Source organism: Francisella sp. XLW-1 (genome assembly GCF_008711455.1).
Classification (GTDB): Bacteria; Pseudomonadota; Gammaproteobacteria; order Francisellales; family Francisellaceae; genus Francisella; species Francisella salimarina.
In genome coordinates this window covers 104528-127027 of sequence record NZ_VXKP01000002.1, presented here as the reverse complement: position 1 = coordinate 127027, position 22500 = coordinate 104528, and the positions used below count along the sequence as shown (strand labels likewise).

Here is a 22500-nt window from a genome sequence, read left to right as displayed (position 1 = left end):
ATAAAATGCATGATTATAACTTCAGCCAAATAGAAAAGACAGAACAATGTTCCGTCAATACAATAACAAACAAGTTATAGTTTGCATATTTAAGGTTAACGTCCCCTCAAAAAGAAATTATCTAACTGAGCGAAGCTTAACTTAACCCAAGTTGGTCGACCATGATTACATTGACCGGAATTTTCAACAGTTTCCATCTGTCTTAGTAGATGATTCATCTCCTGAATACTAAGCTTATCATTTGCTCGTACAGCAGCATGACAAGATACTGTAGCCAAAATATGGTTTAGATAAAACTCGACACTCTTTGTCTTACCAGAAGATGTAAGCTCTGTAGCTACATTTGATATTAGATTTTGTACATCTTTATCTTTGACATATATTGGCGTTGAACGAACTAATACTGCATCATCTGCTACTACTGATATTTGAAAGCCAAGCTTTTCAAAAACTTCTAGATTCTCATCAATCGTTGCGACTATATTACTTGATAATCTGCATGTTAAGGGCATTAATAGATTTTGCTTAAACTTAGCAGTATCAGCATGCCAAGTTTTTTTCATTTCTTCATAGAGTATTCTCTCATGTGCTGCATGCATATCAACAAGTACTACACCATCTTCAACCTGCGAGAGAATATAGATACCATGTATCTGACAAATAGCCTGCCCTAATCCACTAGACTTTGTTTTTTGTGATATATGAATTTCATTTTCTTGAGTAGTTTGATTATTTAAATATTTATCAAGTAGATTGGCACTTGAGTCAGTCTCTTCTTGCTCATCCCCTACACTAATATCCAAACTCATATTACCAATATTAAGAGGATTATTAGTACCTTTATATTCTTGATATATATTGCTTTCACTAGAGCTGGAAGTCTCAATTTCGATATCTGCACTTGTAGTTATAGCTTTATTGACTGTACCAAATAGAAAGTCATAGATGAACTTTTGATTTCTAAAACGCACTTCACTTTTAGCTGGGTGAACATTTACATCCACCTCTTTATAATCCATATCAAGATAAAGTAAAAATGCTGGATATCTATTACCATACATTACATCTTTATAAGCATTTTTGATCGCATGAGTTACAATCTTATCTTTGATAATACGCCCATTTATATAAAAACTCTGCATATCTGCTCTAGCTCTATTAAACCTAGGACTAGCTACCCACCCCCACAGATGAGCATCACCAACTTCCTTATCTATATAAATAGCATTCTCAATAAAGTCACGACTATACAAATCTAAGACACGATTATATTTAAGTTGCGCATCTTCTGCTGAAAGTAGATCTTTGACCTCTTTACCATTATGAATAAGTCTAAAGGCTATACCAAAATAGCAAAGCATATATCTCTTAAGTAAATCAGAAATATGTAAAAACTCAGTATTATCTTTTTTCAAAAATTTGCGTCGTGCTGGAGTATTATAAAAGAGTTCACTAACCTCAATAGTTGTTCCTGTTACATGAGCAGCCGGTATGATTTCTTTAGTTTGATTATTAATTTGCCAAGCATCATCTTGATTATAATGTTTAGATATAATCTTTAGCTTAGATACAGATGCAATACTCGCTAAAGCCTCACCACGAAACCCCATACTAGCCACAGATTCTAATTCTTCGAGAGTATAGACTTTACTTGTTGCATGAGGTACTAGTGCTAGTCGCAAATCATCACGAGTAATCCCTTTACCATTGTCTCTAATTCTGATTAATGACTTACCACCCTCTTGAACTTCTATGGTGATAGCGGTTGCTCCAGCATCTATAGAGTTCTCAATAAGTTCTTTGACTACAGACGAGGGTCTTTCTATAACTTCTCCAGCTGCTATTTGATTAGCTAAGCTTTCAGATAAGACCTTGATTTGACGATAATTCTGCTGAAAATGCATAAGTAATAGCTATTACAAAGGATCTTTTACGAAATCTCTTGTTGAACACTCCTTCCATAGTTTCTGATCAACTATATTTCCAGACTTATCTTGATATGGGTAGATATTTTCTTTGGTCAAACCGCATTCCCATTTTATCTTATTTGCTTGTGACTTAGGTATCCTTTGCCAATACTCATCTTTACCTAAATAACCCCAAAAAGCTCTAACATATACTTTGTCTCCATCCTCTATGGTTTGAGCTTTGACGTGATAATACTTACCATCATGTGGATTTAGTACCGAACCTTCCGTATAAACTGGTCCTTTACCATGTGGTTTATCGGCAGAACCTGATTTTTTAATATCCCATACAAACTCTAACCCTTGATATGTATCACTCCCACTAGAGTAATCATATTTATGCCCATAAGCATCTCCCTTGCCACAATTTTTACAATAAATCATAGGTGGATGAACCTTGCCACCATCTACATTTGCTAACGGCACAAACATTCTAGCATTCAAACTACCATGGTCATTAGTATAAGCATGAATCACTCCCACATTTGTGTTAGTTGCTTCATCCTTTTGTAACCAGTAGCCATTTGCATTTGTTTTATCAAATCTAGCATAGCCTGACATAACAATGGAAAGACCAAAAATTAGAAACGTAATTTTTTTAATCATTCTAGAAATTTATTATGACTTTTAAGATAAAGTATAAAGAAAATTTGCAATTATACAAACTAATTAGACAGGACTTTTAACACCAAATTGCTCAACAGGATAGTTAGTACAAGTAGCAGTAACTTTCTCATCTTTATTTACATATTGTCCATCAGCGGTTACACCACAATCTGCCTTAACCTTTTCGTAATCGACTTTTGTGATTCTCTGCCAATGAGCAGCTTTGCTACCCAATTCTTTGCCCCAGACAACATAAGCAGCTTTTGCATACATTGTTCTGCCAGCATCTTGAACTTGAACTTCTGAAACATATACATTTCCATCACTAGGATTTATAACACCTCCTCTGCTATACATAGAACCTTTAACAGGTAGCTGGCTTGTACCTTTTTGCTCTTTCATATTAGCTGCAAATACAAAACCCTGTAAAGGTGCATTTTGCCCTTTGTAGTGGAAGCCATTATAAGAACCATTTGAACAGTTATTACAAGTAGCTTTCGGTTGAGCGGGTTTACCTACAGAGTTAACAGACATTAAAGGAACAACAATCTCTGCTTGTAGAGTTCCTTTTTCACCGTAATCATCATTCTTAGCAAAGTAAGTATGAATAATCCCTTCAGGCATGCCACGACCAGCATCTGGATTTTCATCAAATTGCACCCAGTATCCTTCTGGTGAAAGCCTTTTATTATTAGCATAACAACTTGTGAAAAAAATCACTAAAACTATAAATATAATTTTTCGTAACACTATATATTTAAATTTGAAAAATTATTTTAGAAGAGAGTATAAAGAAAATTTGTAATTATACAAACTAATTAGACAGGACTTTTAACACCAAATTGCTCAACAGGATAGTTAGTACAAGTAGCAGTAACCTTCTCATCTTTATTTACATATTGTCCATCAGCGGTTACACCACAATCTGCTTTAACTTTTTCGTAATCAGCTTTTGTAATTCTCTGCCAATGAGCAGCTTTGCTACCTAGTTCTTTACCCCAAACAACATAAGCAGCTTTTGCATACATCGTTCTACCTGCATCTTGAACTTGTGCTTCAGATGCGTAAACTTTACCATCATTTGGATTTATTACACCACCATCTTTATATACATCACTACTTTGACCAGCAACACCTGTACCCGCTTGTGGCTGCATATTACCTGCGAATACTATTCCCTGTAATGGGGTGTTTTTACCTTTATAGTCAAATCCGTTATATGAACCATTTGAGCAGTTATTACAAGTTGCTCTAGGTTTAGTTGGCTTGCCAGATGAGTCTACATACATTAGAGGTACAACAATCTCCATCTGTAGAGTACCTTTTTTACCATAATCATTATTCTTTGCAAAGTATGTATGTACTATACCCTGAGGCATACCACGACCAGCATCTGGATCTTCATCAAATTGTACCCAGTATCCTTCTGGTGATAGATTAACTCCACCTGCATCATCTGCATAAGAAAAACTCGTCGCACCAAATGTTGCCAAAGCCATCAATGCCAAAAATTTAGTTTTCTTCATTACTTCTCCTTTAATTCTTCTTTAAGATTAAATATGAATTTTCTTTCTTAATCTCTCGATACTAGCAAAGATAATATTTTTATTCAAATATATACAAGACATTATTCGCATTTTCATAAATAATGCTTATAATTAACTTTAATAAAAAGATAATTCATAATATATCTTTGCAAGGAAAAATCATAACAAACTTTGGTGGCAATATTTCTGTCAAACTTACAAGTGGCGAGAAAGTTTCGGCACTATTACGAAGCCACTTAAAGGGCGAACTTACTGTTGGCGATAATGTAGAACTTGAATATACAAATTCCACTTATGTAATTGCTAAATTATTAGATCGAAAGAATTTAATCGCTCGCCCCAACCAATATCAGCGCAAAAATAAGAATATCGCTGCAAATATTGATAGTGCTGTAATAATTATTGCACACTCTCCGGCACCAGTTGAGCATTATATTGATAGATATCTAGCAGCATTACATAATAGTAATATTGAACCTATAATTGTTATCAATAAAATCGATGATCAAAAAAAGAAAGATAAGAAATATATTCAAGACTTAGCAAATGTTTACCAAGAAATCGGCTATAAAGTATTCTATACCTCTGCACAAAACAATATAGGGATTGACAAATTGCTTGAAGAACTTAAAGACAAAACATCAATATTCTTAGGTCAATCAGGTGTTGGCAAATCTGAAACATTAAATACAATACTAGGTGCTAAAATCACTGCAACAACTGCTGTATCGGATTCCACCAAAAAAGGGCGTCATACAACTACATGCTCTACCTTGTACGAGATAGATGATACTACTAGCATAATTGACTCTCCTGGCATTAGAGAATTTGGACTTTGGCATATTACAAAAGAAGAGCTTTTTGATGGTTTCTTAGATTTCAAAAAATATAAAGGGATGTGCCAATTCAGAAATTGCTCACATGAAGAGGGTTCTAAGGGTTGTGAAATAGTCGAACAAGTTAAACAAGGTCATATCAACCCCGTCAGGTTTAAGAATTATCATCGAATATTAGCAGAGATCAAAAACTAAGAATACATGCTAACCAATCACCTCTTTTAGAAGTACTCAATCCAAAAGGGCTTTAGACTAATTTTGGTTGGGCTTATAGTACTTAGGTGTAAATTCTATACCATATTTAACATTCATCCACATTCTACTAATAAAGCTCTGCATTTCTGCATCATGAATGTTAAGAACATACATCTTTTTGATCATCTCATCAGTAGGCCTGATATTAGTGTCACTAAATATATCATCTAAATATTTTTCATTTTGCGTAACTGCATTAGGCTGATATAAATAATTACTATTTTGAGCCGCTACATACGGATCTATAATATAATTCATAAGAGCATAAGCTTTATCAAGATCCTTGGCTCCTTTTGGAATCATAAGCATATCAAACCAAATATTAGTACCTTCTTTAGGTATCACATAAGCTAAAGTCACATCAGGATTAATAGTTTTCGCTCTTTCGACAGATCTAACTACATCGCCAGAGTATCCCATCACTAAACATAAGTTACCTGCTGTAAAATCATTTTGATATTTGTTACTATCAAAATACTTAATATATGGTCGTATGTTCTTGATAATATCCAAAGCTGCCTTCTCATATTCAGCTTTACTATTAGTATTAGGATCAATACCATGATAGTAGAAATAATTACCAAAAATCTGCTCAGGTTCATCAAGTAACGAGACTCCACATGGTGCTATTTGTTTGAGATACTTTTTATCAAATACATATTTCCAACTATTAGGAACAATACCCTTACCTAATCTTTGTTCTATTTCTTGTTTGTTATAAGCTAACCCAGTAGTACCATAGCTATAAACTACAGCATAATTATTCCCTGGATCATTAATTTGAGAAACCTTATCATAAATTACTTTATTACGATAATCTAAGTTTGGTAATTTTGACTTATCAAGTTTAATAAGTGCTTTTGATGCTATTTCACTATTTAGATATAGAGCACCTTGCTCAATCAAATCAAAACCTGAAGAGCCTGTCATTATTTTTGCCCTAGTCATATTATCGTCAGATGTATATATGTACTTAACTCTGGTATTAGATAAATCAGAAAAGCAAGGTACTATATCAGGAGATATATAGTCAGCCCAGTTTGTAAAATTCAACTGAGTTCTTGACTCTGTTGATATAATTGGATTTTTAAGAATTTTATTATCACAAACATACGAATTTTCTTCAGAATAAGCCACATTAAATAGGCTAACTAGCAGGCCTAAAACAAAAACTTTTTGTTTCATAAAACTAACACACGCTCTAGTTGTTATAAAATTCCTTTAAGTATATACTAAACCGTGGTATCGAAGAAATAGAAAAGTAGAATAATGGAACAAATTGTTAGTAGTAAAAAGTTTGGTCTAATCAGACTAATAATGATAAATATTATTGCTGTTGATAGCTTAAGAAACATATCAATTACCGCTCAAGCTGGCTGGATAGTTATTACTTTTTATATACTAGCAGGTATTTTCTTTTTAGTTCCATGCGCCCTACTTACTGCTGAAATGTCTACAGGATCCTCTCAAGAAACTGGTGGTATTTATATCTGGGTCAAAAAAGCTTTTGGTAAAAGATTGGGCTTCCTAGTGATATGGATACAGTGGGTTTATAACTTAGTTTGGTTTCCATCTATTTGTGGCTTTTTCGCTGGTATTATCGCTTATGTAATAGCTCCAACTATAGGTCAAAATGCCAACGAACTAGTAGCTAACCCTTGGTATATGATCTCTATGAGTTTGGTGATGTTTTGGAGTGCTACAGCTATCAACTTATTTGGTATCAAAACTTCAAGCACAGTTAGTACTCTTGGTGCTATTATAGGTACACTCCTACCTATGTTTATTATTATACTAATAGCTATTATTTGGTCATTTTCTCACAGCTCTGAAATAGTATTACCTAGTGTTACTGATTTTATCCCATCAGGTAATAACATAAGTAGCTGGGCTTTATTTATCACGGTGATGTTTAGTTTATTCGGTCTAGAAATGAGTGCAATCCACGCTGCTAATGTCAAAAATGCCAAAAAGAACTTTCCTAGAGCCCTACTAATTTCAGGTTCTGTAATATTAGGTTCTTTGATTTTGTCAAATATTGCAGTGATTTTAGTTAGTAGTCAGCTACAGATTGGCGATGTTGATATTGTTACAGGATTGATGGTTTCATTTCACTACTTCTTTAACCAAATCAATATGCCTTGGATGACATATATTATTGCTATTACATTAATATTTGGTGCATTTACTACAACCTCAGCTTGGATTATGGGATTATCTAGAGCATTTATGGTTGTCAGTAATGACAATATCCTACCTCAGATGTTTGGTAGAACCAACAAAAATGATGCTCCTGATACTATGCTAATTACTCAAGCACTCATTTTCACAGTATTTTGCTTCTCGTATATATTTATGCCATCAGTAAATGAAGCATATTGGTACCTAAGTGACTTAACTGCTCAGCTAGCTGTTATTGCATATATACTCATGTTTATTACAGCTGTGAAGCTTAAACTCAGCTCTCCTCTTCAAGAAGGTCAGTATGAAATATGTAAAGGCTCTCTAGGTACTATACTAATGGCTCTTTTAGGGTGTATTGGATGTGTTGTTGCAATTATAGTTGGATTCATACCTATAGATAGCATGGCAATGTCCGTTTTTAGTTTTGATATGATGCTTATTAGTGGAATTGTAATAACATTAATTATCCCAGCTGTTATAACTATTAAGAAATAATATTTTAAATTCTTTCCATTAATACCTTTATATATTCAATTTTTTTCAAAACTGATACAATATTATCAATTTAATAATAGCTTAATTAACAATGCTCTTACGAACTATAAAAAACTGGTATGGTAACAGATATCAAAACAATGAACCAATAGTGTTTTTTGGTTTAATGTTATTTTTCTATCTAGTTTTAACTTTCTTGGGTGACTATATAGCACCAATATTGGCTGCTCTAGTTATTGCTTACTTACTTGACACTCTTGTAAATATTCTACATAAAATTACAAAAATTAAGAGAATCATTCTAGTATATTTTGTATATGTACTATTCCTAATTTTACTTTTGTCATTGATATTTGTATTGCTACCGATTATCGTTAATCAGTTGATTGATTTTATTAAACAAGCGTCTCACACCCTATCAAGTTTGAAAGAAAGTCTAGAGCAGCTCTCTCTCAAATACCCTACAATTCTTACAGATGAAAGAATTAACTCTATTGTAAGTTGGTTTGACAGCATTGATTGGAAGAAAATCAGCTCCAGTATTGGCTCATTTATATTAGAGAACACAGCTACAACATTACCTGTTATTTTCTCTATATTAATATATCTTTTCTTAGTACCACTTATGGTTTTTTACTTCCTAAAAGACAAAGAAAAAATGATTAACTGGTTCAAATCATTCTTACCGGAGCAAGATGGAGCCCTATATTTTGTATGGAATGATTTAAAACCTAAGCTTGCTGACTATGTTAGGGGCAAAGCTATTGAGCTAATTATTGTTTCGATTGTAACATATATTGGTTTTGCGTATTTTAACTTGAACTATGCATTACTATTAGCAGTAGGTGTTGGCCTATCTGTTATTATTCCATATATTGGAATGATCATTATCACAATCCCTGTTGTTATGGTTGGTATCCTTCAGTTTGGACTAAATGGTACATTTGTATCAATGCTGATAGTATTTTTTATTATTCAAGCCTTAGATGGCAATTTACTGGTTCCCCTTCTATTTTCAGAAGTTTTAGATATACATCCAGTTGGAGTTGTATCATCTATTCTTATATTTGGAGGTATTTGGGGTTTATGGGGTATATTCTTTGCAATACCTCTAGGATTACTATTTATATCAGGTGTAAATATGTGTCGAAACCACCTCAGTGGTAAAAAAAATCTTTCTAATATAAATTTATGCTAATAAAACAAAAACAAATTAACCAAAAAGTTTTAGATACTTTGATATCAAAAGGTTACGATACATTCTTATCAAAAATAATCTCTTCTAGAGTAAATAATTTTGAGAATATTGATCTTATATTGAAAGGATCAATCAAAGATCTATCGTCCCCCTTTCTCTTCAAAGATATCGATAAAGCCGTAGATAGACTTTTTCAAGCAATACAAAATAATGAAATCATTGGATTAGAAACCGACCACGACTGTGATGGGCAAACATCTCATGCAATTTTATATGAAGCACTGACAAAGATATTTAATTACCCTCAAGAAAAGATTCGTTCATATATAGGTCACAGGATGCAGGAAGGATATGGTCTGTCTGAGTCTTTGATGAATAGAATATTAACAGATAGTATTAGACCAAATCTTATTATAACGGCTGATAATGGTTCAACAGATGAACCTAGGATTGCAGTTCTTAAACAAAATGGAATAGACACCATTGTAACAGATCACCATGGTATTCCACCAGAAGGCCCTCCGCAAAGTGCTATAGCGATACTTAATCCAACTCAGCATGATTGTAACTATCCAGACAAAGCTGTAGCTGGCTGTATGGTTGCTTGGCTTTTTATGGCAGCTCTTCGTAGAAAATATCTGCAAAATGGTAAATCATTATCTAAGTCTTACGGATTAAGTAATTTACTTGACTTTGTTGCAATTGGTACAGTTGCAGACTGTGTTAGCATGGCAAATAGTCACAATAACCGCATTGTTACAAAACTAGGTATAGAGCAACTAAAGAATAACGATCGTCTATGTTGGAACTTCTTAGATAAAGAGAAGCTATCAAGTGAGTATATTAGCTTTAGTATAGCCCCCTTGCTAAATAGTGATGGAAGAGTTTCTGATGCATTAGGATCTGTTAGCTTCTTACTTGAAAATGATGAACGCAAAATTGAAGAAACATACGAAAACCTAACCAAGCAAAATAACCAACGTAAAGAAATTCAAAAAAAGCTTACTCATGAAGCAATAATCAAAGCACATCAACTGAACGACGACAATTTCTCTCTGTGTATATTACTTGATGATGGCCATTCTGGAATTCATGGTATAACCGCAAGTAGAGTCAAAGAAATGTTTGGCAAACCTGTCATTATTTTTTCTGAAACACAAAATGATCCCAACTTAATATCAGGTTCTGCTAGAAGTATAGATAATATTAATATCAAAACCATCCTTGATACTATAGCACTTAAATCACCTACTTTGATGATAAAGTATGGTGGTCATAAAGGAGCTGCTGGCTTAACAATTAATAAATCTGATTTCGATACTTTTTATGATTTATTTGAAAGTGAAATTATCAATCTCTTTAAAAACAATAATATATCTTTAGAGCCTATTTTAGAGTATGATTTTGAGCTTGACGAAAATGATTTCAGACTACAAACTCTAGAAAAGATAGAATCTCTTGAACCATTTGGTAGAGAATTTGAAAAACCTCTATTTTACAATAGCTTCACTATAGAAAATCTACGTTTAGTTGGTAAAGATAAAAACCATGCTCAACTAGTTTTACGCTATAAAAACATTCCTTCAATCAAAGCAATATGGTTTAATGCTTCAGACAATAAAATAACTAAACATATAGCTATTGGCGATACTATAAGAGCCTGTTATGAGCTCCAAAAAGAAGAGTTTCTCGGACAGACAAACTTATCTCTCAATATTAAACTTATCAAAAAATGAAAAATCATAAATATATTAAGACAGCTCTCAATACAGTTATTGATGATATATGTGTTGAACATTTCTCTACAATAGGCTCAACTAATGACTATTTACTAGAAAGAGATTTATCACATAAATATCATTTTTGCTATGCAGATCAACAAACAAAAGGACGTGGACGTCGTGGTGATAAATGGATCTCTGATAACAGTGATAACATTTACTCAACATTGGCATTTCGCTGTAACTTTAGCATCGTAAAAGACTCTTTTATAAGTCTTAAAATAGCACTGGGAGTTTTAGAAACTATCAAGAAATATATTCCAGTTGATCAACAAGAAAAACTAAAAATAAAATTACCAAATGATATATATTTTGAAGATCATAAATTAGCAGGAATACTTATTGAAACTAAAAATATTAAAAAAGATAGTTTTGATATTGTTATTGGTATCGGTATAAACATAAATATGACAGATATTAACGAAGATATTGATAGGCAGTGGACATCACTATCCATAATTAATAATCATGAGATAGACTCATCCAAAGTTATAGTCGATTTAGTAAGATATGTTATTAATAATTTTGAGAAATCTTACTTAGATACTCTAGAAACTTTTTCAAAGTATGATTACACGCTAAACAAAAAGATCACATTTAACTATTCAAATAAGAATTTCCAAGGTATTGCCAAAGGTATTACTGATAATCTAATGCTAAAAATTTTAGATGGCAATAACAATCTTCATGAATTTGATCTAGTAAATATTAGCAAAATAAGAGTTATACAATGAGCCTAGAGAATATTAAAAAACGTGCGAAATATTTAGAAAAAATTCGTACTTATTTCAAAAACCTAGAAGTACTCGAAGTGGATACACCCTTAGCATATGAGTTTGGTGTAACGGACCCTTTTATAGATGTTTTTAGTATTGAGACAGTTTCTGGTAAAAGATACCTCCAAAGTTCTCCAGAGTATGCGATGAAAAGACTATTGGCTGCAGGTAGTGGTAGTATATACCAAATTTGTAAAGCATTTCGTGATGAGCCTTGTGGACAACTCCATAAGCATGAATTTACAATGATAGAATGGTATCGAACAGGTATAGATTATCTACAGCTAATGCAAGAAATGCAAAATTTATTCTTAGAGCTTAAACCAAGTTTAAACTTTGTATATTTAAGTTATCATGAAGCATTTGAAAAATATTATAATATTAATCCCCACGATATTTCTCTAGAGCATTTACAGGATATGGTCAAAGAAACAGTTGGAGATATTCAAGGACTATCAAATCCAACCATTGCAGATTGTTTAGATATACTTTTTAGTTATAAAATTGAAAGAAACCTTAACCAAAAAGATACTATTTATTTTATTTATGATTATACAATTCATCAATCCGCACTAGCTAGAAAAGTATATAATCCAAACAATCAATTAGTAGCTGCTAGGTTTGAAGTATTCAATAATGGTATTGAGCTAGCAAATGGATACTATGAACTTATTGATAAAGATGAACAACTGAAACGATTTAATAATGATTTAAAGATAAGAAAGCAACAAGATAAAATCACTTTAGATATAGATCACAAACTTCTAAACTGTATAGAAAATATACCAGAATGCTCAGGAGTAGCATTAGGTTTTGATAGACTCATTATGAGTTTAGAAAATATTGATAAGATACAAAATTTGACTATTTTAAACTAAAACGATTGCTAATTAATACTTAAGGTTGGTACTGCGACTTATTCAAAGTAATTGGATTAATTGCAAATTCAACATTTAAATTATTCAGCTCTTTTGCAATACTCAAAAATATCTCATCCTGAACTGTTATGAAGTCAACAAAAAATACTTTACTCACCATTGCATAGACCTGCAAATTCACGCCATTAGCTCCAAAACTCCCTTCTAATTTACCAGAGATATTACTTCCACTCGAAGCTAATGATACTGATACTGTTTTATTCTGATCAATATTAGGATGAGATTTAAGCACCGCAAGAATTTTTTCTTTAACAACTGGTATTTTATCGATATATCTATAATCAATAGTTATAAATTGTACTATACGTCTGTGAGTACGACGCGAAGTTGTTGTTATACAAGTATTCAAAAACACTGAATTTGGAATATGCATTGGCGCTGTTTCATAATTATCAACCTGTGTTGTAAGAGTGCCAATTTTTTTAATAGTTCCACTAAACTTTATCGATGAATTAATATCAGATGAAATCACATCCCCCTCAGAATACTTACGATTAAATACAACAAATAAACCACCAAAAAAATTCGTTATCAAAGTACTTTGAGAAAAAGTCAGTCCGGCAAAAGCAACTCCACTAAAGGCTCCCAAAGCTGTTAAAGGAACATTAAATGCCGCTAAAACCAATATAACAGAGATAGCCACTGCTCCTAATTCAAAAGCTTTATATATGGCATTAATATCTCTAAAATCACTATACGCATCTTTATTTTGTGCTTTTTTCTTTTCAATAGCTATACTTTTACTATTATACAAGAATTTGAATAAACTAATAATAATTGCCAAGTAGACGCAAAAATCAAAAATTTTGTCAGAATACAGAATTATAACTTCTTTATAATTTGGCAGATGGACTATTACGGGTAAATCGACACAAGTCTTAATAAAATAAGCCCATATTATTAGATATAAAGTTAACTTAAATGATTTAACAAATGTAAATCTAATTGTATTTTTATACCTAATTACTAAGATACTACCAAGAACTGAAATAATTACACTAAGTACGAAGCATAAAATAAAATCTATGAATAGAATATAAGAAACTGAGTAGTTCTCCACTCTAAGTAATACATTATTTAAAACATTCATTATAAAGAAACTATAGTTGAATATTATTTAGTAGTATCATCAATACTGTCATCAATAACAATATTATTCATATTAGCAGTTGCAGGTGGATGTGCCTTCATAGTTCTTTGATTAATAGTAGCATCAGGAGAATCATTCCCAGCCTTTGTTACTTCTGAAGAGCCACTATCCACTCCATTATTACTACTTGAGACATTTTGAGTAGCAGATATATCAGCGACAGGCTTATGCTCTACGGTCTGCTGTTGTTGATCAGGTTCATTTAAATCATAATTGATTGGTGTATAGATTATAGCTGATTTAGGACTCTCTTCTGATACTGATACATATACATCTTCTTTTAAGTGTTTAATCACTAAAACTATTATTACTACAGCTAGTATAAGAATTGCAAATCTATTTATATAATCAAACAGTTTTAACTTACCATAACGTGACTTTTTATAGTGCAACACATCTATTTTATTAAGTATCGATACTATCTTCTTTTCAGAAATTTCTAAATATTCACAGTATCTTCTCACTTGATTTTTAAGTACACTACTAGAATTTTGTAATAATGAATCATTATCAGCTTCTTCTATTATCTCAATTGTTTGTACTGATAAGTTTATAGCATCTGCAATTGTCTCTCTTTGAAGCTCTTTTGCTTCTCTTGTAGACTTTAGAAAAGTTTGAAAACTATGCATAATTTACAAATATGATATTATTTTAAATATTGATAAAAGTATATAAGAAAAAATTTAAAATTTAAATGAAGATATAGGTGAAAGAATAGATTTACTTAGGTTGTTTTTTCTTTTCTAACATTTTTTCCAAGAAATGAATATTAGTTCCACCCTTAATAAATTCGTCATGATTAAGGATTTCTTGATGTAGAGGTATATTGGTTTTGATACCATTAATTACCATTTCCTCAAGTGCAGCACGCATTTTTTGTAGTGCAGTCTCTCTATCATGTCCACGAACAATTACTTTTGCAATCATCGAATCATAATTTGGTGGCACTGTATAGCCAGAGTATATATGTGAGTCAACACGAACTCTTGGACCAGCAGGAGCATGATACATATCTATAGTACCTGGAGAAGGAATCATTTTCTCAGGATCTTCAGCATTAATCCTACATTCAATAGCATGTCCAACTATAGCGATATCTTCTTGCTTCCAGCTTAAGTTACTTCCACCTGCAACTTTAATTTGCTCTTTAATAAGATCTGTAGAAGTAATTGATTCTGTAACTGGATGCTCTACCTGAATCCTTGTATTCATTTCAATGAAATAGAACTCTCCATTCTCATATAAGAACTCAAAAGTACCCGCTCCACGATATTTAAGTATTTTACAAGCATTAACACATTGTTCACCAATACGCTTTCTTTGCTCATCAGTCAAACCAATTGCAGGAGCTTCTTCTATGACTTTTTGATGTCTTCTTTGAGTAGAGCAGTCCCTCTCAAATAGATACACAGCTTCTCCTCTACCATCACCAAATACCTGAATTTCAATATGACGAGGGTTTTCTAAGAACTTCTCCATGTATACCATATCATTATTAAAAGCAATTCTAGCCTCACTTTTTGTTAGAGAGATAGAACTAATTAAATCTTCTTTCTTTCTAACAATACTCATACCACGGCCACCGCCGCCGCCAGCTGCTTTGATAATAACTGGATAACCAATTTGCTCAGCAATCTCTAAATTTTTCTTTTCATCACTACCAAGTGGGCCACCAGATCCAGGAACACAAGGAACACCAGCTTTTTTCATCCACTTAATAGCTTCAACTTTGTCACCCATCACTTCGATACTTTCTGCACGTGGCCCTATAAAGATAAAACCACTCTCTTCAACAGCTTTTGCAAACTTTGCATTTTCTGATAAGAAACCATATCCTGGATGAATAGCATCGGCATTAGTTATTTCTGCAGCTGTGATGATTGCTTGAATATTAAGATAGCTAAGGTTAGGTGCAGCTGGACCTATACAAACTGCTTCATCAGCCAACTTAACATGCATCAGATTAGCATCAGCAGTTGAATAAACAGCTACTGTTTTAACCCCCAACTCTCTACATGCTCTTAATATTCTAAGAGCTATCTCACCTCTATTGGCAATTAATACTTTTTTAATCATTTTGTATTACCTTTAAAAGTTTATACTAGATTTATGAAGTCTTTACTTAAATTACTGATTGTTTATTATTCAATAATAAATAAAGGTTGATCGAATTGTACAGGATCACCATCTTTAGCGATAATTTTAACAATTTTACCAGCTTTCTCAGCTTCAATCTTGTTCATAATTTTCATTGCTTCAATTATACAAAGAACATCGCCTTTTTTAACTTCTTGACCTTCTTTAACATAAGGTGCCGCATCAGGAGAAGACGCACTATAAAAAGTACCAACCATTGGAGATTTAACTTCTTCACCGTTAATTTCTTCTGCTTCTACTTGCTTAGGAGCTGAAGTTGCAGTAGTTGGAGCACTAGCTGCTACTGGTGCTGCTGAAGCAACACTACTTACAGCAGGAGCTGATGATACAACCGTAGCAGTAGTATTATTTTTTGTCATAAAGATGCTTGAGCCACCATCTTTAACTCTAATTTCTTTGATATCACTCGAGTTAAGAATCTCTGCTACTCTATCTATCGCTTTTAATAAATCCATGTTTCTACTCTCCTTTCATATTAATATAGTTAATTGCTTCTATTAGCGCTAATGTATATCCGTTTGGCCCAAACCCAAATATGCATCCATGAGCAATATCTGATAGAAGCGACTTAGTCCTAAACTCTTCTCTATTATATATATTCGACAAATGTATTTCAATAAAAGGCTTATCTATAGCCAAAAAAGCATCGCGTATTGCAATGCTTGTATGAGTATATGCAGCTGCGTTTATAATTATTATTTTAGACGCTGATTGTTGAATTTTATCAACGATCTCTCCCTCATGATTACTCTGGAAAAAATCAATAGTTACATTATTATTTTGTGCTATTTTAAGTAACTCATTATTAATATCATCAATAGTCTTATTACCATAAATATGAGGTTGTCTCTTACCTAATAGATTAAGGTTTGGACCGTTAATGAGTAAAATATCCATATTAAACATCCTTATAGCTTTTCAAAGCTTTAACACTATAGTGCTTATGCGTTTCTATACAATAACAACTTAGTCGACCACCAAAAACACAACCTGTATCCAAAGCTATAGCACCTTTATCTTTTGTTTCTCCTCTGATAGCTGCCCAATGACCAAAAACTATCTTATACTTATTTTCAAATTTCTTATGTTTGATCTTAAACCATGGTTTAAAACTTTGTGGGATTTGATCAATTGTTGAGCTGAACTTAAGATTTAATCTTCCATTTTTATCTATTGTTCTCATTCTAGTAAAGTAATTAAGTATACACAACCATCTATCTATACCCTCTAACTCTTTATTCCACTTTTCCATTTCATTATTAAACAGATTAGCTAATAAAAGCCTTCTAGTCGTTATGTTTCTTAATACAAACTCTACTTCATTGGCTCTTTTAAGAGCTTTTTTAGGCGACCAAATATGTGGAATTCCCGCATGAACAACAAAAGTATCGTTTACTTTGATTAGAAGGCTTTGATTACATAACCACTCTTGAATTTCTTTTAAGTTATTAGCTTTAATAATATCATCGAAAGTATTTTTACTACTTGACGGCAAGTAGTTATAGCTAATAGCCAGAAATAATATCTCATGATTACCTAATACAACTTGCGCTGACTCTCCTAAAGACATTATGAAATCAACTGTATCAAGAGACTTAGGTCCTTTATTTAAAATATCTCCTGCAAAAATAAGTTTATCTTTATTTTTATTAAACTTTATATCTTGCAACAACAATTGCAACTCATCGTAACAGCCTTGTACGTCACCAATAACATATGTAGCCATTTATCTTACACCTTATTTCAAAAAGTTTGCTAAACTAACAAAATCCTCCACACTTAAATTTTCCGCTCTTAACTTTGTATTTACGGGCAAAGTACTAGGATCTACATTAAGTTCTTTTAATATACCTTTAAGATTATTATGCAGAGTTTTTCTGCGTTGCGCAAAGCTTTGTTTAACAATACTTTCAAAAAAGTGATAATCATTAATAATCAGTTTATTAGTTTTTGGTTTAAGACGTAAAATAGCCGAATCAACTTTAGGCTTAGGATAAAACACTTCAGGAGGAATTTTCATTATCATATTGCAATCAAAATGATACTGTAAAACCACTGATAGCCTCCCATAAGACTTGGAATTTGGTTGAGATATAATTCTCTCGACAACTTCTTTCTGAAGCATAAAATGAGCATCGATAATCTTGTCGCTTTGCTCAATCACTTTGAACAATATTGGTGATGAGATATTATAGGGCAAATTACCAAGAAGTTTTATTTTTTGCTGATGTTCGACTCTAAGGGTATCTAAGTTAAATTTCAAAAAGTCTTCATTAAAAATTTTTGGCTCGCCATATTTTTGACAGTTTTGTAACAAAGTATCAATGACACTAGCATCAAACTCAACTACACTTACATGGTTAGAGTATGTGAGTATATAGCGAGTCAATGCTCCTAAACCAGGGCCTATTTCAAGCACCATATCATTTTTTTTAATATTCGCTAATTGAACTATCTTTCTTATTATATTTTCATCTTGCAGAAAATTTTGACCTAATGATTTTTTAGCTTTTGTTTTATATTGCATTTTAATAAAGTTCTGGTGTCTTTAAATCACTTTCTAATATTTCAATATAAGCATCATCCTTCATAGAGGTTAACCATGTCTTATATACTTCTTGGGCTTTCTCAGAGAATATTGCTTCCAGTGCTTTCTGTTCTTTAAGCTCCTCTGCCGCATCATGTTCTTTTACTTTAGTATATTTGATAATCATCCAAGTCTTAGAATCTGCCTGAAAAGGTTCAGAAACCTCTCCTTTTTTCATTGATTCTAATTTTGAAAACGCTGCTGGTGGTATAGCAGGTGGACTATCTAACCTTGAAACCCATCTAAACCTACCATTCGCATGATCATAATCTTGATTATACTTTAAAGCAACCTTTGTAAAACTTTGACCACTCTCTATAGCAAGCCTAGCTCGATCTAAGGAGCTTTTAGCTCCCTCTTCTGTCATGCCACCATCTAGCTTTATTTCAATAGCATAAACATAATACTTAGCAACTTTTTTACTGAGCATCGGAGCTTTATCATCAATATTGTCTACATATATCATTTGTAGAGTATGGTTTATTATAAAAGGCTCAGATACTTGATGTTCTTTCAAATCTTTTACATACTCTTTATACATACTAGGTATTGAATCAAATTTTACCTGTTGGCTAACAATACCACCATAAGTAGCATTAGGGGCTTGAGAAAATTGCTTAACAACTTCAGAAAAGTCAATATAGCCTTTATTAACAGCAATTGCTAATTTCTTAAATAAATCTATTTTCTTTTGACGTGCTTTTTTTGAATCTGGTAGAGCCACAATCAGATTTTTTAAAGTATAAAGCTTAACAGGAGCCATTTCTTTATCGAATTGCTCTTGATGCTTTTTAATATATTTTTGGATTTCCTCCGGAGAAACATATACTTGTTGTGAAATGGCTTGTTGTTGTAATTGGCTCACCATAAGCTGCTCTCTGATTCTTTTCTTATAGCTATCAAAAGACATGCCTGATGCTTCAATATTTAATTTAAGAGAGTCAACAGAAACGCCATTTTTTGCAGCTATATCTTTTATTGCGGAGTCAAGCTGCTGATTAGAAACCACAATATTATTTCGCTCAGCCAATTGTAACAAAACGCTTTGAGCTATTAATTCTTGCAAAGCTTCTCTTCTAATTTGTAATGAATCAGAATTAAAATTTGCATTTGGGTTCATAGCTTCAAGCTTTGCCACCTCTCGATCCAGTTCAAAAGAAGTAATAGGCTTACTATTAACTATCGCTACTGTCTTATTAACCAAATGTCTTTTATCTTCAGACATTTCTGGTGAATCTGCTGGTGCACTTATACTAGAATTAAATGAATTCTGAAACAAACTAGACGAAATATCAGATACCCCTGTGGAAATAATTAACAGCATTATAATAATTGAAGCCAATAACCTCTTCATTATATGCCTTCTCCCCATTCGCCAATTTTATAACCGTTTATCTGTTGCAAGCGTGAAGATAAATCATTCGCTTGACCAATTCCACCAAGACCTTTAAGCTCAAACTCCAGCATATAAGTGCTCGTAAGGTCCGCCAAAGCATTAGGATTGTTAGGATTCTCATTAGTGTAAGCTGTTGCTTGCCACATGGCTCTAAGAGCCCAAGATTTAGCATTGTATTGAAAGCCTGCAAATACATTCGATATCTTCTTCTGTTTAAAATTATAGTTCCACAACGCTGTAACACCCCAATGATCTGTAATATTTAATATTGTTGATAACGTTATTGTCTCCTGAGGCTGTGGCGTTATTCCATTATTAATTTGCTCTTGTGTGATAGAATTCCAGTTGTTTTCAATACTGTTATAAGAGATATTGAAAATATTTTCATTCTCATCTTTATATGATAATTGGTAGACCTGATAGTCAAACTTCGATGTTTGTAACCTATAGTTAATTTGTGCTGACAAGTAAATATTCTTCATTACTTGAAACTCAAACGATGACATTACAGGTGAGAACATATCTTTTCCAAATTGATCTTCCATACCTGGATATGGACATTTAGCATCACCTTGGCACAAATTAACTTTTCTATCCTCAAAATATGCCATCTGGCCAATTTTAGCAGAAGCTAAAGTACTTCCATCATCTTGGCTCGTTGTATAAGTTTCTAATGCATAAGTTAACTGATTAGCATTATTGATTCTATCGTAGCCTGTAAACCTATTTACTTGGAACATCTGCATATATTGTTGATTCTGCATACTTGTATCAAATATTGGAATATCAGTTTGATCTTGATAAGGGATATATGTATAAAATAACCTCGGCTTAATTGTCTGCGTATAAGAACCACTTTCAGTTGTATAATCCCTGTCAAAATAAGCAGCTGCATCTATATTGAAGATAGGTAAGACACTTGTGACCGTACTATTATCAAACTTAATTGTATCAGATGATTTTCTATCAAGCTGGTAATAACGAATAGGCAGTTCTAAGGATGGATTAAAATACCCCCAACCATTGTTAAAGTTACCCTTGATCTTTGGAGCTTCATAAGATCTAAAACCACTCACATTAGTCCCTTTCTCGGGACCTTTAGCAGGATTTATTGCCCAAGGTGATTTATAGTAATATGTATTAAGAGTATCAGCACTAAGAGTTACATAATCAGGAGTGTAACCATCAGAAGTTACGTTAAACTTCACCTCTGGAAGTTTAGCATAAGGTATATTTGCAAGATCAATAGCCGGGTTAACAACCCCATAATCTAAAACTGTAATACCAGATGTTATATATTGCTTATAGCCATAATTAAGATTGAACTGCCTAGTTAGTAATGTTTTTGTCACTAAATCAACATTTCCCGACGAGAAGTCATCGTAATAATTCTCATCACTCACATACTCATATATTAGATTTGTAGATAGAGCCCCTGCATCGCCCAAGGAGTACTTACCTGAAGTAGTTAGATCAAAAGCTCCCCTCATTCTTCCTTCTTTGAAGTCCCAAGGAACTAGCGATCCCTCAAACTGTCCTTCAAAGTATTTAGTCATGTAACGGAAAGTACCATTCTCCATAATACCTCTTCCTGACCAAATAACGTTATTAAGAAGGAAATCATAGTTTGGTGCAAGATTAAAATAATAAGGTACTGAAATCCCAATACCAGAGTTTTCATTTTGAACAAACCCTGGAAATAAGAATCCAGATTTACGTTTATCATTTATCGGATGTGAGAAATATGGTATATACATCACCGGCACATCATCTATTTTGAAAAAGCCGTTTTTAACATACGCCATCTCAGTATTAGTATCAATATCAATATCACTACCAGTTATTTTCCAAGCATTATCATATGGCCCACCAGAAGTAATATAACCATCTGAAAGCATTATATTACCATCTTCCTCTTTCTTAAGAGTTTTCGCATAACCGCGCAAATAACCAGTAAAGTTCTCTTTATTATATATTCTAGTATCAGGTGTCTCACGTGCCATTCTAAAGTAAGCTTCACCAGTACTATAAGTACCATTAGTCATATCAGAGTCTAGCTCTTTAGTCCTAATTACGATCCCAGTAGATGGTTGCTTAGCAATAACATCACCTGTCATGACCATTGACCTAATTGCACTATTATCACTCGTCAGATTTACTATGGCATTATTCCCATATAATTCTTGATCACACTGAAGAACTTGAACATTACCAGAAGCAATTAATGTACCATCATTGTCAAATTCTGAATTTTCATAACTAAGATCAGTCTTCTTTGAAGCACATAGTGCTTGAGTAAACTGAGGGTCATTACTATAATAACCTCCTACAAAAGTTTCTGGTTTTTTAACCCACGCTAAATCATCAGCTAAAGCTTTCTCTTTTTCTGCTACACTAATTTCTTTATCAAAAACGTTCTTCGGCTTTTCTGCTCTTTTGCAGCTCCATTGACCATCTACAATTTCACACTTCCAATCTTCTTTGATAGGATTTTTACTAATAATTCGCGCAGCATGCGCTTGCACTGTAAACGCTACAGTACCTAAACATACTAGTAAATACCTGTGAATCCCCTTTAGCATATTTGACCTTTAAAAGCCTTAATTTTTATTGAGTTTTTAAAAATA

Annotated in this window: 20 protein-coding genes; 6 read left to right on the top strand and 14 right to left on the bottom strand. The window is 32.7% G+C overall.

The features are described 5' to 3' along the window. Window positions 1–95: 95 nt before the first annotated feature. From mutL to F3D59_RS03125, 4 genes are all read right to left on the bottom strand, one after another. Complete coding sequence (gene mutL / locus F3D59_RS03140; RefSeq protein ID WP_150463764.1) at window positions 96–1904, bottom strand: DNA mismatch repair endonuclease MutL; 1809 nt, start codon at window positions 1902–1904, stop codon at window positions 96–98. 12 nt (window positions 1905–1916) lie between these two features. Further along, window positions 1917–2528 carry a DUF2147 domain-containing protein gene (locus tag F3D59_RS03135; protein WP_318010103.1) on the bottom strand — a complete coding sequence of 204 codons (612 nt, stop codon included), beginning with the start codon at window positions 2526–2528 and terminating at the stop codon, window positions 1917–1919. Between the two features lie 108 nt (window positions 2529–2636). Further along, window positions 2637–3311, bottom strand: a complete 675-nt coding sequence (locus tag F3D59_RS03130; protein WP_318010102.1) for a DUF2147 domain-containing protein — start codon at window positions 3309–3311, stop codon at window positions 2637–2639. An 80-nt stretch (window positions 3312–3391) separates the two neighbouring features. Beyond that, the gene (locus tag F3D59_RS03125) at window positions 3392–4099 is read right to left on the bottom strand and encodes a DUF2147 domain-containing protein (RefSeq protein WP_150463762.1); all 708 of its coding nucleotides are present in this window, start codon (window positions 4097–4099) and stop codon (window positions 3392–3394) included. Window positions 4100–4266: 167 nt separating this feature from the next. Between F3D59_RS03125 and rsgA the strand changes: the two genes are divergently transcribed. Further along, window positions 4267–5151 (top strand): ribosome small subunit-dependent GTPase A, encoded by an 885-nt coding sequence (rsgA, locus tag F3D59_RS03120; protein WP_150464002.1) that lies wholly within the window; start codon window positions 4267–4269, stop codon window positions 5149–5151. A gap of 57 nt (window positions 5152–5208) precedes the next feature. On the opposite strand, the gene F3D59_RS03115 is transcribed toward rsgA, so the two are convergent. Further along, on the bottom strand, window positions 5209–6396 hold the full coding sequence (locus F3D59_RS03115; RefSeq protein ID WP_013923521.1) for a polyamine ABC transporter substrate-binding protein: 1188 nt from the start codon (window positions 6394–6396) through the stop codon (window positions 5209–5211). 84 nt (window positions 6397–6480) lie between these two features. Here F3D59_RS03115 and F3D59_RS03110 point away from each other — a divergent pair, with 84 nt between their 5' ends. From F3D59_RS03110 to epmA, 5 genes are all read left to right on the top strand, one after another. Beyond that, a complete protein-coding gene (locus F3D59_RS03110) occupies window positions 6481–7890 on the top strand; it encodes an APC family permease (RefSeq protein WP_146421059.1) in 1410 nt (469 codons plus the stop codon). A gap of 91 nt (window positions 7891–7981) precedes the next feature. Next, complete coding sequence (locus F3D59_RS03105) at window positions 7982–9088, top strand: AI-2E family transporter (RefSeq protein WP_146421058.1); 1107 nt, start codon at window positions 7982–7984, stop codon at window positions 9086–9088. Further along, window positions 9082–10824 carry a single-stranded-DNA-specific exonuclease RecJ gene (recJ, locus tag F3D59_RS03100; RefSeq protein WP_150463761.1) on the top strand — a complete coding sequence of 581 codons (1743 nt, stop codon included), beginning with the start codon at window positions 9082–9084 and terminating at the stop codon, window positions 10822–10824. Before F3D59_RS03105 ends, recJ begins: the two co-directional genes overlap by 7 nt. Beyond that, on the top strand, window positions 10821–11603 hold the full coding sequence (locus F3D59_RS03095) for a biotin--[acetyl-CoA-carboxylase] ligase (protein WP_150463760.1): 783 nt from the start codon (window positions 10821–10823) through the stop codon (window positions 11601–11603). The genes recJ and F3D59_RS03095 overlap by 4 nt, the downstream gene beginning before the upstream one ends. Then, window positions 11600–12523 (top strand): EF-P lysine aminoacylase EpmA, encoded by a 924-nt coding sequence (epmA, locus tag F3D59_RS03090; RefSeq protein ID WP_150463759.1) that lies wholly within the window; start codon window positions 11600–11602, stop codon window positions 12521–12523. The genes F3D59_RS03095 and epmA overlap by 4 nt, the downstream gene beginning before the upstream one ends. A 19-nt stretch (window positions 12524–12542) precedes the next feature. On the opposite strand, the gene F3D59_RS03085 is transcribed toward epmA, so the two are convergent. The 9 genes from F3D59_RS03085 to F3D59_RS03045 form a co-directional block, all read right to left on the bottom strand. Further along, complete coding sequence (locus F3D59_RS03085) at window positions 12543–13673, bottom strand: mechanosensitive ion channel family protein (RefSeq protein WP_150463758.1); 1131 nt, start codon at window positions 13671–13673, stop codon at window positions 12543–12545. Window positions 13674–13696: 23 nt separating this feature from the next. Beyond that, window positions 13697–14362, bottom strand: coding sequence for a helix-turn-helix domain-containing protein (locus F3D59_RS03080; RefSeq protein ID WP_150463757.1), 666 nt, complete (start codon window positions 14360–14362; stop codon window positions 13697–13699). A gap of 91 nt (window positions 14363–14453) precedes the next feature. Next, window positions 14454–15809: an acetyl-CoA carboxylase biotin carboxylase subunit gene (gene accC / locus F3D59_RS03075; protein ID WP_150463756.1), complete on the bottom strand. Its 1356-nt coding sequence runs from the start codon at window positions 15807–15809 to the stop codon at window positions 14454–14456. 65 nt (window positions 15810–15874) lie between these two features. Next, complete coding sequence (gene accB, locus F3D59_RS03070; protein WP_150463755.1) at window positions 15875–16345, bottom strand: acetyl-CoA carboxylase biotin carboxyl carrier protein; 471 nt, start codon at window positions 16343–16345, stop codon at window positions 15875–15877. A 4-nt stretch (window positions 16346–16349) separates the two neighbouring features. Then, the gene (gene aroQ / locus F3D59_RS03065) at window positions 16350–16787 is read right to left on the bottom strand and encodes a type II 3-dehydroquinate dehydratase (protein WP_150463754.1); all 438 of its coding nucleotides are present in this window, start codon (window positions 16785–16787) and stop codon (window positions 16350–16352) included. A 1-nt stretch (window position 16788) separates the two neighbouring features. Then, window positions 16789–17616 carry a symmetrical bis(5'-nucleosyl)-tetraphosphatase gene (locus F3D59_RS03060; RefSeq protein ID WP_150463753.1) on the bottom strand — a complete coding sequence of 276 codons (828 nt, stop codon included), beginning with the start codon at window positions 17614–17616 and terminating at the stop codon, window positions 16789–16791. Window positions 17617–17628: 12 nt separating this feature from the next. Then, window positions 17629–18417, bottom strand: coding sequence for a 16S rRNA (adenine(1518)-N(6)/adenine(1519)-N(6))-dimethyltransferase RsmA (gene rsmA / locus F3D59_RS03055; protein WP_150463752.1), 789 nt, complete (start codon window positions 18415–18417; stop codon window positions 17629–17631). Window position 18418: 1 nt separating this feature from the next. Next, window positions 18419–19831 (bottom strand): SurA N-terminal domain-containing protein, encoded by a 1413-nt coding sequence (locus F3D59_RS03050; protein WP_150463751.1) that lies wholly within the window; start codon window positions 19829–19831, stop codon window positions 18419–18421. Beyond that, on the bottom strand, window positions 19831–22455 hold the full coding sequence (locus tag F3D59_RS03045; protein WP_150463750.1) for an LPS-assembly protein LptD: 2625 nt from the start codon (window positions 22453–22455) through the stop codon (window positions 19831–19833). The genes F3D59_RS03050 and F3D59_RS03045 overlap by 1 nt, the downstream gene beginning before the upstream one ends. Window positions 22456–22500: the final 45 nt, after the last annotated feature.